This is a genomic window from Rhizobium jaguaris (genome assembly GCF_003627755.1).
GTDB lineage: Bacteria > Pseudomonadota > Alphaproteobacteria > Rhizobiales > Rhizobiaceae > Rhizobium > Rhizobium jaguaris.
The window spans coordinates 156,407-172,500 of the sequence record NZ_CP032694.1 but is presented as its reverse complement, the minus strand read 5'-3'; the positions used below and the strand labels follow the sequence as shown (position 1 = coordinate 172,500).

General features: G+C 60.0%; 14 protein-coding genes and 1 pseudogene. 9 read left to right on the top strand and 6 right to left on the bottom strand.

Annotated features, from left to right (window positions below; genetic code table 11):
• Positions 1-124 precede the first annotated feature (124 nt).
• Positions 125-331 carry a hypothetical protein gene (locus CCGE525_RS00830; RefSeq protein ID WP_120702629.1) on the top strand — a complete coding sequence of 69 codons (207 nt, stop codon included), beginning with the start codon at positions 125-127 and terminating at the stop codon, positions 329-331.
• A gap of 62 nt (positions 332-393) precedes the next feature.
• On the opposite strand, the gene CCGE525_RS00825 is transcribed toward CCGE525_RS00830, so the two are convergent.
• The gene (locus CCGE525_RS00825) at positions 394-1,746 is read right to left on the bottom strand and encodes an ATP-binding protein (RefSeq protein ID WP_120702628.1); all 1,353 of its coding nucleotides are present in this window, start codon (positions 1,744-1,746) and stop codon (positions 394-396) included.
• A 3-nt stretch (positions 1,747-1,749) separates the two neighbouring features.
• A pseudogene (locus tag CCGE525_RS00820) lies at positions 1,750-2,468 on the bottom strand (response regulator).
• Positions 2,469-2,804: 336 nt separating this feature from the next.
• Here CCGE525_RS00820 and CCGE525_RS00815 point away from each other — a divergent pair.
• From CCGE525_RS00815 to CCGE525_RS00790, 6 genes are all read left to right on the top strand, one after another.
• A complete protein-coding gene (locus CCGE525_RS00815; RefSeq protein WP_120706181.1) occupies positions 2,805-3,641 on the top strand; it encodes a pseudouridine synthase in 837 nt (278 codons plus the stop codon).
• Positions 3,628-4,311, top strand: coding sequence for a phosphoribosyltransferase (locus tag CCGE525_RS00810; protein ID WP_120702627.1), 684 nt, complete (start codon positions 3,628-3,630; stop codon positions 4,309-4,311). The genes CCGE525_RS00815 and CCGE525_RS00810 overlap by 14 nt, the downstream gene beginning before the upstream one ends.
• 78 nt (positions 4,312-4,389) lie before the next feature.
• Positions 4,390-6,135, top strand: coding sequence for an SLC13 family permease (locus CCGE525_RS00805; RefSeq protein WP_120702626.1), 1,746 nt, complete (start codon positions 4,390-4,392; stop codon positions 6,133-6,135).
• A gap of 130 nt (positions 6,136-6,265) precedes the next feature.
• Positions 6,266-7,210 carry a phosphoribosylaminoimidazolesuccinocarboxamide synthase gene (locus tag CCGE525_RS00800; RefSeq protein WP_120706180.1) on the top strand — a complete coding sequence of 315 codons (945 nt, stop codon included), beginning with the start codon at positions 6,266-6,268 and terminating at the stop codon, positions 7,208-7,210.
• A 355-nt stretch (positions 7,211-7,565) separates the two neighbouring features.
• Positions 7,566-9,020, top strand: a complete 1,455-nt coding sequence (locus CCGE525_RS00795; protein ID WP_120702625.1) for an efflux transporter outer membrane subunit — start codon at positions 7,566-7,568, stop codon at positions 9,018-9,020.
• Between the two features lie 747 nt (positions 9,021-9,767).
• Positions 9,768-10,622, top strand: a complete 855-nt coding sequence (locus CCGE525_RS00790) for an SH3 domain-containing protein (protein WP_120702624.1) — start codon at positions 9,768-9,770, stop codon at positions 10,620-10,622.
• A gap of 221 nt (positions 10,623-10,843) precedes the next feature.
• Here CCGE525_RS00790 and CCGE525_RS00785 read toward each other — a convergent pair whose 3' ends face one another.
• From CCGE525_RS00785 to CCGE525_RS00780, 3 genes are all read right to left on the bottom strand, one after another.
• A complete protein-coding gene (locus tag CCGE525_RS00785; RefSeq protein ID WP_120702623.1) occupies positions 10,844-11,086 on the bottom strand; it encodes a DUF982 domain-containing protein in 243 nt (80 codons plus the stop codon).
• Between the two features lie 462 nt (positions 11,087-11,548).
• The gene (locus CCGE525_RS39505; protein ID WP_281024639.1) at positions 11,549-11,671 is read right to left on the bottom strand and encodes a hypothetical protein; all 123 of its coding nucleotides are present in this window, start codon (positions 11,669-11,671) and stop codon (positions 11,549-11,551) included.
• A gap of 78 nt (positions 11,672-11,749) precedes the next feature.
• On the bottom strand, positions 11,750-11,938 hold the full coding sequence (locus tag CCGE525_RS00780) for a hypothetical protein (RefSeq protein ID WP_120702622.1): 189 nt from the start codon (positions 11,936-11,938) through the stop codon (positions 11,750-11,752).
• A gap of 706 nt (positions 11,939-12,644) precedes the next feature.
• Here CCGE525_RS00780 and CCGE525_RS00770 point away from each other — a divergent pair.
• Positions 12,645-12,881: a hypothetical protein gene (locus CCGE525_RS00770; RefSeq protein WP_120702620.1), complete on the top strand. Its 237-nt coding sequence runs from the start codon at positions 12,645-12,647 to the stop codon at positions 12,879-12,881.
• Here CCGE525_RS00770 and CCGE525_RS00765 read toward each other — a convergent pair.
• A complete protein-coding gene (locus tag CCGE525_RS00765; RefSeq protein ID WP_162950099.1) occupies positions 12,863-13,123 on the bottom strand; it encodes a DUF982 domain-containing protein in 261 nt (86 codons plus the stop codon). The genes CCGE525_RS00770 and CCGE525_RS00765 overlap by 19 nt on opposite strands.
• A 441-nt stretch (positions 13,124-13,564) precedes the next feature.
• Here CCGE525_RS00765 and CCGE525_RS00760 point away from each other — a divergent pair, with 441 nt between their 5' ends.
• Entirely contained in the window at positions 13,565-15,937 is a 2,373-nt protein-coding gene (locus CCGE525_RS00760; RefSeq protein ID WP_120702618.1) for a transglycosylase domain-containing protein, read from the top strand.
• Positions 15,938-16,094: the final 157 nt, after the last annotated feature.

Here is a 16,094-nt window from a genome sequence, read left to right as displayed (position 1 = left end):
CAATTCATGGTTAATAAATCGCTTCGGCATGCACTCGTCCCTAACCTTTTTATCTAGGCGAGATCTCATAAAAGCCAATACTTTATATTAGATTTCTGTTATATAAAAAGGCTGGGAGGACAGCATGAATACAACAAGACCAGAGAGCATCATCGAAGTCAGCGTCGACAGCGCCACCGGACGGAGGGCACTCGGCATCATGAACATGCGCCAGGCATTGGATCTGCCTGACCTGCCGAGCTTCACCTATACGCATCCGGACCCGCAAAAGGCCGCCGCGGGCATCGTCGTGAGCCGGGAGGAATTAAAGCGCTTCCTGACCCGTCATTGAGCGGCAACGCGACAGATGGCACTGGGCGCGCATTCAGCGCGAACCCTTTGGTGTGCCCTATGTCAGGCGGCAGCCCGACTGCTCGTCGCGAGCGGCAAAAGCACGATCGCGTTGAGCCCACCACCGTCTCGATCCTCCAGGCAAAGCGCGCCGTTATGCGCGTCGAGGATCTGCCGGACGATCGTCAATCCTAATCCACTCCCCCCAAGATCGCGATTGCGCGATTCCTCCAGACGGACGAAAGGTTCGAGCACATCCTTGCGCCGCTCCATCGGAATGCCCGGGCCGCGATCACCGATGATGACGGCGGCATGATCGCCGCGGCGCTCGATGCAAATATCGGCCCGGCCGCCATAGCGCAGTGCATTGTCGATCAGATTGTCAAGCACCCGAGCCAGCGCCGTCTGCGGAATCGTCACCGCCAATTCTCTTCCCAGCGGCGAAAGCGTGATGACGTCCGGTCCATCATGGCGCTCGGCGACAAGCGCGCAAACAGCGGCATTGAGATCGGCGATATCCCGTCCTCCGGAAACGACAGTGCTGCGTGCAAAGCCCAGCGCCTCCTCGACGAGGTGCTGCATCGCCTCGATATCGGCGATCGCCCGCTCGCGATGCGGTGTATCCGGCATCATCTCCATGCGCAGGCGGAAACGGGTGAGATAGGTCCTGAGATCATGGGAGATCGCCCCGAGTATCAGGGTGCGGTTGTTGATCAAGGCGGCGATACGCAACTGCATGCCGTTGATGGCGCGGATCAGCATGCGCAGTTCGCAAGCGCCCCGTTCCGGAATTTCGATCGGCTGCAGACCCTTGCCGATAGAATTGACCGTGCGGGACAACCGCGTCAACGGCCTGGTCTCTCGCGCCACCGCGCAGACCGCGATCACCGCTACCAGCACGCCGAGAAGCCCGGCCATGAAGCCGACGGGGACACCACGCAGCCGCACCGTCGGTGTATCGGCCAGGCTAAAGACGGCAACCTTGCCGCCGGCAAGGCCGATCGACACTTCGATCGTCCGGTCGGGAGCGCCGACCGAAAACCAGCCCTGCGGACGTTCGGGGAGCGAGCGCAGGCTGAAATAGCGGTCACCGAGCGCGATGCTGGCAAACTCATGGGCAAGCCTGCGACCAAGATCCGGGTCGGCCGCATCGTCGTTTTGCGCCGGCAGCGTTGCATCGACCAGGCGCAGATCCAGACCGGTCGCATTCAAGGCACGCACGGCCTTCTCCTGCGCTTCTGACGGGATGGCATCGAGGAGGCGCACAGCCGACTTGACCTGCATCGTCGGCGACAGCTGATGGCCGAGCGGCAAATCCGGTTTCAGGCTGGCAGCAACAAAGGCGGCAAGCTGGATGATGAACAGCGCAACGGCGACGATCATGATGATGCGGGAAACGAGACCGAGTTTCAGCATGGCTCAGACATCCCTTACGTCAACGGTCAGGAGATAGCCGGCATTGCGCACGGTGGTGATGACCTGAGCGCCATCCGGCAAATAATGCGCAAGCTTGGTGCGCAGGCGCGAGACGGTGACATCGATGGTGCGATCGAAGGGGTCTGCACCGCGCCCGCGCGTCCAGTCGAGCAATTGGTCGCGCGACAGCACACGGCGCGGCCGCTCGAGAAAGCAGACGAGCAGATCGAACTCCGCCGTCGTCAGGCGCACCGAGCCCTCGCCTTCGATCTCGATCGCCCGTCCGTCAAGATCGACGATCAGGCCCGCAAAACTCTTGCGCCGCCGCGGACCGCCGCCCTCCTCGGAGCGTTCGGGACCGGAACGGCGTAGGATGGCGCGGATGCGCGCCAAGAGCTCGCGCGGATTGAAGGGTTTGCCGAGATAATCGTCAGCGCCCATCTCCAGGCCGAGGATGCGGTCGATATCATCCGACTTCGCCGTCAGCATTAATATTGGAACCTGGTTGCGCGCCCGGATACGGCGGCAGGCCGAAAGACCATCCTCACCCGGCAGCATCAGATCGAGAATGATGAGATCAGGAAAACCCTGGCGAGCGCACGATCCATGGCGGCCGCACTTTCGACGGCCTCGACGGCAAAACCCTCGCGGCTCAGAAACTCCTCCAGGAGCGCTCTAATTTCGCGGTCGTCCTCGACCAGAAGAAGCGATGCAGAAACCATGGCTCATCCATGCGAGGCGAAGGGCAATTTTGACAACAGGGAAACGGCTGGCGTTACAAATTGTAACAAATTTCCGCAGTTCTGAAAAATCCCCGCAACAGAAGCGATGCAGGTTTGCCGCGACGGCGCCCCCTACGGTGCCGCTCCGGAGCGAGCGGCCGCAACCACCGCGTCGTCGCCGCACCCGACCCCCATCGCTGCTCCGGACTGCCGGCAGGGCTCGCGTCAACAAGCGCGGGCCCTGTCTGTCCTGTGTGTTTCCCTTTGCCGCGATTTGCCTCGCAACCTTCCTCATGCGAAAGGATTGGCATCGTCAGAATAAGGATGAGGCAGCAGGTGAGCCAAAGGCATCCACCGCAGAGATCGAGCAAGGGCACAAAAGGCCGGCAGGAGACGGAGGGCAAACGTGTGACGCTGCCGCGGGCGCTGTCGAAGCTCGGATATTGCTCGCGCACCCAGGCCGAAGCGCTGATTGCTAGCGGCCGTGTTGCGGTCGATGGCCGCAAGATCACCGATCCGGCCGCCTGGATCGATCTCGACCGGGCGCAGATTGCCGTCGATGGCACCGAGATATCAGCGGAAAAGAAGCTATGGTTCATGCTGAACAAGCCGCGTGGGCTGGTGACGACGCGCGACGATCCCGAGGGCCGGCCGACGGTCTACGATTGTCTGAGGGATATCGACGCCCGGCATCTGGCGCCGGTCGGGCGGCTGGACAAGGCAAGCGAAGGGCTGCTTCTCTTCACCAATGACACGGTAATGGCGCAGGCGCTGCTCGATCCGGTTACACATGTCGGCAAGATCTATCACGTCCAGGTCAACCGTATCATGGACCAGGAACTCCTGCATCGCATGGAACGCGGGATCGTCGACGACGGCGAGCTTCTGACAGCGACCTCCGCCCGCCTGCTGCGCAGCGGCGACCGCAACGGCTGGATCGAAGTCGAGCTCAAGGAAGGGCGCAACCGGCAAATCCGGCGGATGCTGGAGGTGCTCGACATCGAATGCCTGCGGCTGGTGCGCATCGCCTTCGGCAGCATCACACTCGGCGATCTTCCGAAAGGTGCGGTCCGGGCGCTGACGGAGGCTGAGATCCTCGGGCTTAACCGCCGCGCGGGAATGGAAAAGAATGGACGAAATGGACTAAAGGCGGGACGCAATGCAGCCTCATGATTTCTGGCAGGAGGTTCATCCGCCGCAAAGCTTCTGCACAACAGGCGAGTTCGGCGATTTCTATGTAGCGGAACTGCCAGACGGGCGGCAATTGCGCCTGCCGATCCGCGTGCTGGCCGATGGCGACCAAGCGCTAGCGTCACTGATCATCAATCAGGCAAGTTTTTCCGTGCAGGAGGCATTGGCCGAAGCGCTGGCCGCGCGCATCGCCGCGTATGACGTCGATGTCGTCGCCGGATTGCCGACGCTTGGATTGACGCTGGCAAGTGTGGTCGCCCGAGTGCTGGGCCACCAGCGTTATGTTCCGCTCGGCACCTCGCGCAAATTCTGGTATCGCGAGGATCTGTCGGTTTCGCTTTCCTCCATCACCACGCCGAACCAGGAAAAAAGGCTCTATGTCGATCCGCGCATGCTGCCGCTCCTGCAAGGAAAACGGGTGGCGCTGATCGACGACGTGATCTCGAGCGGCGCCTCGATCGTCTCCGGCCTGGAGCTTTTGACCGCATGCGGCATCGAACCTGTGGTGATCGGGGCGGCGATGCTGCAATCCGAACGATGGCGGCAGCGGGTCGATGCCACCGGCAAGCCATGGAGCGAGCGGATCGTCGGCGTGTTTTCGACGCCGATTCTCGAAAGAGGCGAAAACGGCCGCTGGCACAGGCCTGGCTGACGGCAGTTCGGCGCCGGGGCTGTACAGGACCGGCAGGCTGGTTCATTCTAGGTCCTGGCGAATCTCCGGGACCCGCCCATGACGTTCGAACAAGCATCCCTGCTGATCCTTCTGGGCCTGATGCTGGCGCTGTTTTGTCTTGGCCGCTTCCGGATCGAGGTCGTTTCGATCGCCGGAGTGCTCGCCGGATACGTGCTTGGTCTTTATCCGGCGGAGGGAGTCTTTTCCGGCCTCGCGAGCCCGGTGGTGATCACCGTCATCGAAATCCTGCTGATCGTGCAGGTCCTGGCGCGGGCGCAGCTTTTCGGCGCGCTGGTGGACCGCCTGCTTGCCGCAGACCCGCCGTCCTTTGTCATCATCGGAGCGCTTTCCGGGCTGACGGCCTTCATCTCTATCTTCATGAACAATATTGGCGCCTATGCCATTGCGCTGCCGGTGGCGCTGCGCATCGCCGATGTCACCGCCATTCCGCGGCGTCAGCTGCTGATCCCGATTTCCTTTTCGGCTCTTCTCGGCGGATTGGTATCGCTGATCGGCACGCCGGCCAACCTTCTGGTCAGCGACGCCCTGCTCAGAGCTACCGGACGCGGCTTCCATTTCTTCGATTTCGCCTATGTCGGCTTGCCGGTCGCCGTGGTCGGCGTGATTCTGATCGCCGCAACCGTCCGGCGGCTGTTTCCCAGATCAGGGGAGGAGGATGCGGCACCGGGACTGGTCATGGACCGGCAGATGATTGCGGAACGCCGGGTACCACATGGCTCGCCATTGATCGGTCAAGGACTGGCGGATTGCCGCCGGGCTTTCGGCATCCAGCCGCACGCCCTGATCCGCGGTAGCCGTTTCGTCTCCGCCGCCAAAGGCGTCGTGATAGAGGCTGGCGATATTCTGCTAGCCGAAGGTTCGGACGTGATGTTCGACAGGCTATCGGCAAAAGGCGTGCTGACACTCGAATCCGATTCCGACCCCTATGGATCCGATCTCATCCGCAGCGAAGCGGTCGTCATGCCGCAAAGCACGCTGATCGGTTCGCACATCGAATCGCTCGACGTTTTTCGCTCACGCGGGATCGCCATTATCGGGCTTTCCATGCGCTCGCCGCGCATCGAAGGCCGATTCGACGATCTTGCTCTTTCGATCGGCGATATCCTCAAGCTGGAGGGGCCGAGGCACGCGATCGCCGAGGCGCTGGAGGAATGCGAATGCCTGCCGCTGGCCGCAAGTCACGATCATACGCCGCCATTGCGCTCTCTCTGGCCGCTGCTGCTTTTTGCCTGCGGCGTGCTCGCCGCCGCCACCGGCCTACTTCGCCCCGAGATCGCTTTTGCCGGCGTCATTCTGGCAATGGCGCTATTGAATTTCATCAACCTCCGCGCCGCGATCGCCGATCTCAACTGGCCGATCATCATCATGCTGGCGGCGATGATCCCGCTCGGCACGGCAGTGGCGACATCCGGGACGGCGGAGATGCTGGCGGGCGGGCTCGGCACTATCGTGCCGATCGAACGACCAGGTTTCGGCGTCGCGCTCATTCTGTTCCTGGCGATGGCGATCACTCCCTTCGTCAACAACGCCACTGTCGCCATCGTGCTGACGCCGATCGCCTTCGAACTGGCCGCCAAGGCCGGGCATTCCGCCAATGCCTATTTGATTGCCGTGGCGGCCGGCGCGTCGCTCGACTTCATCACCCCGTTCGGTCATCACAACAATACGCTGACCATGAGCATCGGCAGCTATCGTTTCATCGATTTCCTGCGCGCCGGCTGGCTGTTGACCACCGTCAGCTACGGTGTAGCGCTGGCCTTGATCGGCTGGTTCTGGATTTAAGAGCGCAGCCGCTCTTAATGCACGACGCATAAGCCCGCCCGAAAATCGATTCCGATTTTCGGCGTTATGCGCTAAGGGTCCAAACATGAAGCATCCGTCGGGCGGGTGCACGAGCCTGCTGGTGACTATGTTGCGAATTCTCTCCGAAGCCTATTTCCCGGAACTGCCCAATTATTACCGCGGCAAGGTGCGCGAGAATTATGACCTGCCGGATGGCAGCCGCATCATCATCAGCACCGATCGGCTGAGCGCCTTCGATCGCATTCTCACCTGCATTCCCTACAAGGGCCAGGTACTGACGCAGACGGCGCGTTACTGGTTCGAGGCGACGAAGGACATCTGCCCAAATCACGTCATCGCCTATCCCGATCCAAATGTCGTCGTCGGCAAGCGGCTGAACATCCTGCCGGTCGAAATTGTGGTGCGCGGCTATCTCGCCGGCACGACGGGCACATCGATCCTGACACTTTATAAGAAGGGTCAACGCGAGATGTACGGCATCACGCTGCCGGACGGCATGCGCGACAACCAGATCCTACCGACGCCGATCATCACCCCGACCAGCAAGGAATTCGATGGCGGCCACGACGAACCGCTGACGCCGGCTGAGATCATCGAGCGCCGGCTGTTGACGAAGGAGCAATGGCAGACATTGTCGGATTATGCGCTGGCTTTGTTCGCGCGTGGCCAGGAGATTGCCCGCACACGGGGATTGATCCTCGTCGACACCAAATATGAGTTCGGCACCGATGAAAACGGCGCTATCATCCTCGCCGACGAAATTCACACCCCGGACAGCAGCCGCTACTGGTTGGCTGACAGTTACCAAGACAGCTTCGAAAAGGGCGCGCGCCCCGCAAGTTTCGACAAGGATTTCGTCCGCGCCTGGGTGACCGAGCGGTGCGATCCTTATAAGGACGAGATACCCGAAATTCCGCTCGATCTGATCGAACAGACCTCGAAGGTGTACATCCGCGCTTACGAAGCGATCACCGCTACGCCTTTCGTTCCCGACGACCGCGGTGCAACACCGCGCGACCGGGTTCGCGCAAGCCTCTCCCACTATTTCCCATAGGAAACCGTCCGATTGGTTCATTCAGCTCATGCTACTGTGCTGGATGACCGCTCTCAAGTTGCGCCGGATTTCGAATCGTTGGGCACCTACTGCTTTAAGTAGCATGAGGGAGGGTATGTTTTTTGCAACACTTTATAATTTTTTTACTGAAACCCCTCTATTTGTCATGATCCCACACGTGTTCTGCCGCGAGAAATCGCAAAAGGCACTGTGCTATTGCAAAACTCGTTGCTAGATTGGCGCCGACTGCTTCGGGTCGTTAGTTGGTAATGCGTAGACAGGAGCACCGACACATATGGGGTCACGTTGACCCCATAAGATAGTGATCATGTAAATTGAATTGTGGGATAATGTGATGGTATCCATTCGTACTGCCGCCCCCGCCCTGCTGCTTCTTTTGGCAGGTTGCGTCAGCGGCCCCGATCATAAGCCACCGGAAATGCCGCTCGCGGCCAAGTTCTCGGAGGGCGGTACGAAGGTCAACGGCGACGTCTCCGGTTCGCAATGGTGGACCGCTTTCGGCGACAAAAAGCTGAACGCGTTGGCTGTGCAAGGACTTGCTGAAAACCTTACTATCCAGCAGTCGCTGGAGCGCATCAATCAGGCGCAGGCCCAAGTCGTCACGGCTGGCGCCGGCGGATTGCCGAGCCTCCTTGCCTCAGGCGCTAATACGACCAGCGGCGAGAAGGGTAAGCTACGCACGGAAACCGAAACGCGAAACACCACCAGCGGCGATCTCACGGCGTCATGGCTGCTCGACCTCTGGGGCCAATACCGCCGTGCAACGGAAAGCGCCAATGCATCGCTTGACGCGGCCTACTCCACCGTCGACGTCCAGCGCCTGGCCTTCCTGCAGGATCTGGCCACCAGCTATGTCAATGTCCGCCTCTATCAGGCCCGCATTTCTATCGCGCAGGACAACCTGAAGTCTCGCCGCGAGACGCTTGCGTTGACCAAGTTCCAGCTCGATGCCGGTGCTGCTTCCCGCCTCGACGTCGTCCAGGCCGAAGGTCTCGTCAACCAGACGCTTTCGACAATTCCGAGCCTCGAAATCGCCTACCGTCAGGCGGTGCATCATATTGCAACGCTGCTCGCCGTGCCGTCGCAGACCATTATCGCTCAGTTGCAGGGCGGCGGTCCCCAGCCGGTATTCCGGGGCCGTGTCGACACGGGCGTCCCGGCCGACCTCATCCGCAACCGACCCGACATTCGTGTCGCGGAACGTAACCTCGCTGCTGCGACTGCTCAGATCGGTGTAGCAGAAGCGAAGCTCTTCCCGACGATCACGCTCAGCGGTGCGATCTCGCCGTCCTACATACACACGAACTCCATTAGCGGCAGCCTGACGACCTGGTCGTTCGGTCCGGCCTTGTCACTGCCGATCTTCGACGGTGGCACGCTGCGGGCTAATGTGAAGATCGCCGAATCCACGAGCCGCGAAGAGTATATCGCCTGGAAGCAGACCGTGCTGTCCGGTGTCGAGCAGGTCGAAAACGCCCTGTCGGCCGTCAGCCGCGATGCTCAGACGGTTGCCGCACTGCGCGCGCAGGTAAAGTCCTATCAGGAAGCCCTCGAACTCTCGACGGCAAGCTACAAGGACGGCGCCTCCTCGCTGCTCGACGTTCTCGACGCACAGCGCAACGTTTCGGATGCGCAGAACAGCCTTGCCCAGGCCGTCTCGCAGAGCGCTATCGACTATATCTCTCTGAACGTCAACATTGGCGCCGGTTACGTTCCGGCCGAAAAGGCGAAAGTCGCCGAAAAGCCGGCCAAGGTCGTCAAGGTCGCCGCCAAGAAGGCCGCCAACTAAAGGACACCGCCCGGCTCTGCCGGGCGCTTCTTCCTGTGAAACCGCCGCAGTCACCTGCGGCGGTTTTTCTTTGGCCAGGACAAAACGGGGTCAAACTAAAAATGGCGCGCTCCGCTTCCGCAAAGCACGCCACCTGACAGTCGATAAACAAAAAGGCCGGAGTAAACCGGCCTTTCGTCATCCGTCTCGCATCAGTGCCAGTACATCCGTGGTCAAAGGCAAGGCGGATACTGCAGCCAGATTGGTCGCGAAAGGTTAACACTTGGTCAACGCCACTTCCGCAATCTCCTGGGAATAAAAAGGGCTCGCTATAAAGCGCGCCAATCATTCTCCGACTGCATGACTGCGGTGTATATCGGGAGGCAGTACGGCGAATTCAAGGCCGCCACAGTTTTTTCCTCAACCAGTTCATAGCGGGTGCGCCCACTAAAACCGCAGTAACCCCAATATAATAAGCAAGTCTTCCTAAAAATTTCGGCTAGTTTTGAGGGTTTTGCCGGTATCCGTTCAACCTGCATTCATGCAAATTCTCGTAAAACTGCTGAAAAGATTGCAAGAATGGGCGCTGGATCCTACCAAATCCCGCGGATGCGCTATTTTTCATCTTATCGAAACTGGAAACGGTATGCCGGGTCCTGTAACCGCACCGCCCGTCCCTTGCCGGATATGTCAGGTAAGTGGGCGACAGCAATCAGCGCAGCCGCCGGGCGTCATGTCATGCCGGCGGCGCGCAAAGGGAGAGCATTTATGAAACGTAAGCTTCTTGCCGCCATCATACTGACCGCATTCGTTGCGATCCCGGCGATTGCGGAAGCCGCAGAGGGTTTTGCCACCGCCAACGTCAACATGCGGTCTGGCCCGAGCACGCAATATCCGGCGGTGACCATGATCCCGATCGGCACGCCGCTGCAGATCAATGGCTGCCTGAACGAGACGCCCTGGTGCGACGTCTCCTTCTTTGGTGGCCGCGGCTGGGTTGCCGGTCAGTACATCCAGGCAACCTATCAATCGCGCCGCATCTACGTTGGCCCGCAATATTACCGGCCGCTCGGCATTCCGACCGTCACCTTCAACCTCGACGACTACTGGGATCGTTATTATCGCGGCCGTGACTTTTACCGCGACCGCGACCGTTGGCGGCGTGGGCCGGGCTGGGGTTACAACCGTCCGGATGCGAATTGGGACCGACGCCCCTATCGCGACCCCTATTGGAACAACGAACCGGATGGCAACTGGGATCGCCGCCCGTACCGCAACCGCGACTGGGGCGACCAGCAGAATAACGAAGACTGGCGCCGGCAACGGGATCGCAATCGCGACTGGGGCGGGCAACAGGACAATAACCAGGACTGGGGCAACGGTCAGGATCGTCGGCGCGACAACAACCGCCAGGGTGATCAGCAACGCCGTCCGCCGCCCCAGCAACAACAGCCACAGCAGCAACAACAACAGCCGCGGCAACCACAGCCGCAACTACAACAGGGGCAGAATAATCCACGGCCGAATGCCGGTTCGCCAGGGCCATACAGCCCTGACCATGTCGACCCCTGCCCGGATTCCCAACCTGATTGCCGTATGACGCCTAGAGGCTTCAACCGGTAGTCGACTGCACGGCAGTCAAATGATTAGGCCAGCGACCCAAGTCGCTGGCCTTCTGCATTGTGCACTTATGCTTGGAAACCGCTGTCGATTAGGAATACCGCCGCGAAACCGGGATCAATAGTATAGGGAGGAACGCGCCTTTTGGGGTTGCGCGAAGGCGCCCCGCATCCGCCGGTTCGGCAGGCTTGGGCGATCAGGCGGCGTCAAAGCGCCGCGCTGCCTCAATGGGTTTTCAAATGCGCCTCGCGCGTCGCCGAAATGAACATTTCACGGGCTTCTTCAGCGGATTTCCGTCCGTCGATCGCAGCTCGGCAAACGCTTCTCGCAGCCACGTAAAGTGGACCGCGCCGATCGGGCCAGAGATTGGCCATGCAATTCAGCGCCTCGGAAGGGCCGGTCACCGTCTGAGAACTGCCATGAGCGAAACCGATCTCGATCGGATTGCTCCATTTGATATGTCGCATGAATACTCCTCCTCACGCGCTACCACCCGCTTGGGACCGTCCGCCAAGACGATCACACAACGTCACTATAACCTCGATCAGAGCATTCGAAAATATGCAACATTGCAGAGACCGCCCATAGAACCGAAACAACCCAAAGAGGGTAAACCGCCGGCCGAACGAGGCAGCCGGCGCGTTTGAAAGTCACATAAGGAGTAAGTTTCCAGTGGTCGTAAGGTTCCGACAGGGCTGCAGCAAATGTCATTTTCTCGCGGATATGGACATTTGACCTTGGGAAAAATGGCCCAGGAAGCAGTCCGCCGACTGCGATCTTAATAACCGGAAGCTGGAAGACAGATCCGCGGCCGGTCGGCACGCCTTCTGCGATGGAGATCGCGCGGCGTTTCAGAAAGATGTGCGGTAATATGGCCAACAGATCTTTTGAGCCGTTCGAAGACTCCTTATGCAGGTCACCGAGAGCTCTTATTTCTCCCGCGCGATCCGCTTCGCATCATCGGCTGAGAAGCCGGCGCGGCGAGCGAGCCTTTCCAGTCCGAAAATCCGATCAAGCTGATTGATCAGCCATAATTCAAAGCGCTTCCACATGGCGAGGCCTCCCGGCGGCGCACCAACTGGTCGCCGCGGTCCTACGATGAACGTCACGTCCGGCCTGGCCACCTCGCCTTAGCGAAACTGCGACGGCCTCTGCGCGTTCGATAACAATTCCTGCTTGGTGGCGAAGTCGCCGAACAGCTTTTTCAGCCGGGCTTCCTCCTCCTTGCAAATCCGATGGCGCCGCACGAAATCCTCGACACTCCAGACTTCCCGCAGCTTATTCTCACCGACTTTCTCGATGTTAATATGTGAACTCATCTGCTCGCCCCTTATTTTTGTGATGAGACAATGCACGAAAGGGAGAAAAGTTCCTTCAACAACTCTACCATGGATGGACGAATGTTGCCACTGCGGTCGGTTAACGGCGTTTTAAGCCCATCCTTGTCGCCAAAAGATTGATTTTTTGCCCAGCCGTCGCTGACGCAAATGAGAGGCCCGCCGGATATTTCGAGCATCGGTGTGAACGGATGGTTTTGGATATGGCCGACCGAGAGTATCCAACTCAAAAATCCAGTCGTTGCAACGACCCGCGAATCGGTTTGCTAAGGCCCTACCGCAAGCGTATCATTTCTGATCGTTGCCCATTCTATACGGGCGGCAACGGCTGAGAGACGATGATCTGTTCTCGCCCCAAATCTGAAAGGGGCATGTCATGATCAGGCCCCCCCGACACCCCACAACGATACCGTCGGCCCTTTCCGAGATACGCATTATCTTTGAAGAGGCGTGCGAACGTCGCGGAATCGTACAAACCAGCTCCACAGCCGACGAACTAGCGAAGCCGATGCTGGATGGTTATGCCAGCGGCCTTCGCGATCGCCAAGCCTTCTACGTCCTGGCGGACATTTATCCGTAAGCATGCACCGGTTGTCGCTCGCAGCCTGTGATTTGCAGGCTTGCGAGCGCGCGCAAAGTTACGGCGCAGACCTGCACCGTCGTTGCTGCCTGGGAGGAGGAAAAGCCGATGCTCCGAAAATATGTGAGTACGCACAATCAGCCGTTGGATTCATTGGACCTGGATATCTGTCAGCGCGCATTTGATACCAGTTTGTTCCAGTTGAATATCGACAAAGATAGCGCAGAGGCCGAGCAATTGGCCGCAGTCATCATTAGACTGTTTCAGCAGGGAATACGCAATGAGCGCCAACTAGCCGGCCTTGTCAGCGCTGCACGCGGCCGTCTTTATCGCGGGCTTTTATAGAAAAATATCTCTGCCCCTTCGGCGGCGGCCACAAAAGCGCGAAGCGCATAGTCGACTGAAACCGTTCCTTCGTGAGCGTCGATCAATGCTTGTTTAGCAGCGTCGAAAGCTTCGCCGCGTTGCTCTGCCGGCCACTCGTCGAGCATGTATTCGGCCGCTCTTTCGGTGCTGTTGATCGTGACGTATCTGCCGACAATCCGGCTCTCTATCGTGACATCCTCGCTCCACCATTGCTGCGCCATGCTAAATCCTCCCGTCACGCAACGAAAATAAGGGCGGCCGGTCAGGTTTCGGAGAAGGTGAAAAAGGCCCGCCATCTGATTGGATGGCGGGAAACTTGATCCACAATGCCGCTCCGCGAACTAAGCCTATATGGGGCGACGATCCGTCCAAGACAGTGGCTTAGCGTACTTGATAGGAACAACACCAAATACGCCTTTAGGTTCCCGTTTAAGCATCGCGCCCGTGGCGTTCCACCCTGGAGATCAGTTCTCCTTCTTTTGTTCATCGCAAGACGACTTCAAAGCGCCTTCAAGCGGGGGGCAAACTAAAATTTAATCCCTCCTTAAATCGCCGCATTTACAGTTCACCGGGGCTTTGACGCCCAGGCGACGCGCGCGGGCGCGCGGTGGCCGGCATCAGATATTGGAATACGGAACCATCGGGGGTACGACCGGTCCGCAATGGCAGGCAAAAGCAGATCTCCCCAGAGGATAGAGCCCTCCTTTTCAAGCGGTAAGGAACGCAGCGATGATGGATTCAGCGCCAGCGAACGGATTGCCGGCGGCGGGCGCTCTTCCGGGCGCGGCGGCGAGGATCCCCAGCAGGACAGACCACGCCGCTCCAAAAGCCGGCGCAAGCAGCCACGGCGCGCGCGCGGCGGCGGCTTCTTCGGATTCGTCCGTTCGGTGATCTATTGGAGCATCGTGCTCTGCATCTGGGCTGGCATCGGCGCTGCAGGCCTCGTGGTCTATTACGGATCGCGCATGCCGAATGCCAGCACCTGGGCCATTCCCGCTCGGCCGCCGAACGTCAAGATCGCCGATCTCGACGGCAGCGTCATCGCCAATCGCGGCGCGACCGGCGGCGAGGCTTTGACGTTGAACGACATGTCTCCCTATATTCCCGAGGCGATCATCGCCATCGAGGACCGTCGCTTCTATTCCCATTTCGGCTTCGATCCGATCGGCCTCGGCCGTGCGGTCGTGACGAACGTGCTGACTGGCCATGCCGTTCAGGGCGGCTCGACGCTGACACAGCAGCTCGCCAAGAACCTCTTCCTGTCGCCGGAGCGCACGCTGGAGCGCAAGGTGCAGGAAGTGCTGCTCGCCATATGGCTGGAGCATAAGTACACCAAGGACCAGATCCTGGCGATGTACCTGAACCGCGTCTACTTCGGCGCGAACGCCTACGGCGTCGAGGCGGCGGCGCAGCGCTATTTCAACAAATCGGCCCGTGATGTGAATCTTGGCGAAGCGGCGATGCTCGCCGGCCTCGTCAAAGCGCCGTCGAAGCTGTCGCCGGCCCGCGATCCGGCCGCTGCCGAGGCTCGCGCCCAGCTCGTGCTGCAGGCGATGCGTGACCAGGGCTTCATCAGCGAGGCCGACATCAAGACCGCGATGTCGCAGCCGCCGACGCGGTCGAAGAGCTATTGGAGCGGCGCGCAGAACTATGTCGCGGACATGGTCATGGACCAGCTTCCCGGCCTGATTGGCGGCGACGTCAAAGAAGATCTGACCGTCGACACCACGATCGACATGCCGCTGGAACAGAAAGCCGAACAGGCGCTGAATGACGTGCTCGCCAAGGACGGCAAGAAACTCAATGCTTCGCAGGCTTCGCTCGTCTCCGTAGACGCGACAGGCGCCATCCGCGCGCTGGTCGGCGGCCGAGATTATGCGCAGAGCCAGTTCAACCGCGCCGTCACGGCCAAGCGCCAGCCGGGCTCTGCCTTCAAGCCTTTCGTCTATACCGCCGCTCTGGAGACGGGCCTGACGCCGAACTCGATTCGCAACGATGCGCCGGTGAAGATCGGCAATTGGGCACCGGAGAACTACGAGCAGAAATATAGCGGACCGGTGACGCTCGCCACAGCCTTGGCCCATTCGCTGAACACGATCGCCGCCCAGCTCGCGGCCGAAGTCGGACCGGAACAGGTAGTCAAGGTCGCGCATCGCCTCGGCATCGAATCCGACCTGCAGGCCAACGCCTCGATCGCGCTCGGCACATCGGAGGTCTCGCTGCTGGAGCTGACCTCGGCCTATGCCTCCTTCATGAACGGCGGCTACAAGGCGACGCCGCACGTCATCACCAAAGTGACGACCGCGTCCGGCAAGGTGCTCTACCAGGCGAATTTCGACAATCCGCCGCGGGTACTGAACCCTGATGTCGTCACCAACATGAATGCAATGATGACCGGAACCCTCAACTTCGGCACCGGCAAGGCTGCGCGCATTCCCGGCTGGCAGGCCGCCGGCAAGACCGGTACGACGCAATCCTTCCGTGATGCGCTGTTCGTTGGGTTCACCAGCCATCTGACCACCGGCGTCTGGTTCGGCAATGACGACGGCAAATCGATGAAGAAGGTGACCGGCGGCGGGCTGCCGGCCAAGGCTTGGAAGGAATTCATGGTCGCCGCCCATAAGGGCCTGACGCCGACCCCGATCTTCGGCGGCGGCCAGATCATCGACAATGGCGTGCCGGTGGCAGCATCCGCGCCGAATGCAGAACAGCCGACAACGATCGGCGCCATCATCTCCGGTGCGATCGGCGGCGGCAACAACGGGCAGGCGGTGCAGCAGCAGGGCCAGCCGATAATCCAGCAACGGCCGGCGCAGCAACCGATCCAGCAGCAACAACCGGTCAATCAGGCCGCGGCGAACGACGATCCTGAAGATCTGCCGCCCGCGGGCCTCGCCGACAACAGCAATCCCTACAGCGCGAACTCTTACGATACCGGCGATATTCCGCCTGCCGACATCGGCGATCCCGGTCCGACGACGGCGACCGTACGGCGGCACCGCTCCTCGCTTCTCGACGTCATTCTCGGGCAATAAGAAGCGATTCTTAGCATTGCCGCTTGCATGGTCGAGGCAAGGCTGATCTGATAGATGGTCGCGCAAATTCCAAAGGCTCACAACCTCATTGTGACACTGTGGAATTTGCGCGACAAACCATTCGTTTTGCTGGATTCCGGGTGATTTCCTGCCTTGC

Coding starts and splice junctions, on each gene's coding strand:
- CCGE525_RS00785 (WP_120702623.1), bottom strand. CDS start 11,086: ATGCGACATATCAAATGGAGCAATCCGATCGAGATCGGTTTCGCTCAT.
- CCGE525_RS00825 (WP_120702628.1), bottom strand. CDS start 1,746: ATGCTGAAACTCGGTCTCGTTTCCCGCATCATCATGATCGTCGCCGTT.
- CCGE525_RS00795 (WP_120702625.1), top strand. CDS start 7,566: ATGGTATCCATTCGTACTGCCGCCCCCGCCCTGCTGCTTCTTTTGGCA.
- CCGE525_RS00760 (WP_120702618.1), top strand. CDS start 13,565: ATGGCAGGCAAAAGCAGATCTCCCCAGAGGATAGAGCCCTCCTTTTCA.
- CCGE525_RS39505 (WP_281024639.1), bottom strand. CDS start 11,671: ATGTGGAAGCGCTTTGAATTATGGCTGATCAATCAGCTTGATCGGATT.
- CCGE525_RS00780 (WP_120702622.1), bottom strand. CDS start 11,938: ATGAGTTCACATATTAACATCGAGAAAGTCGGTGAGAATAAGCTGCGG.
- CCGE525_RS00770 (WP_120702620.1), top strand. CDS start 12,645: ATGCTCCGAAAATATGTGAGTACGCACAATCAGCCGTTGGATTCATTG.
- CCGE525_RS00765 (WP_162950099.1), bottom strand. CDS start 13,123: ATGGCGCAGCAATGGTGGAGCGAGGATGTCACGATAGAGAGCCGGATT.
- CCGE525_RS00810 (WP_120702627.1), top strand. CDS start 3,628: ATGCAGCCTCATGATTTCTGGCAGGAGGTTCATCCGCCGCAAAGCTTC.
- CCGE525_RS00805 (WP_120702626.1), top strand. CDS start 4,390: ATGACGTTCGAACAAGCATCCCTGCTGATCCTTCTGGGCCTGATGCTG.
- CCGE525_RS00830 (WP_120702629.1), top strand. CDS start 125: ATGAATACAACAAGACCAGAGAGCATCATCGAAGTCAGCGTCGACAGC.
- CCGE525_RS00790 (WP_120702624.1), top strand. CDS start 9,768: ATGAAACGTAAGCTTCTTGCCGCCATCATACTGACCGCATTCGTTGCG.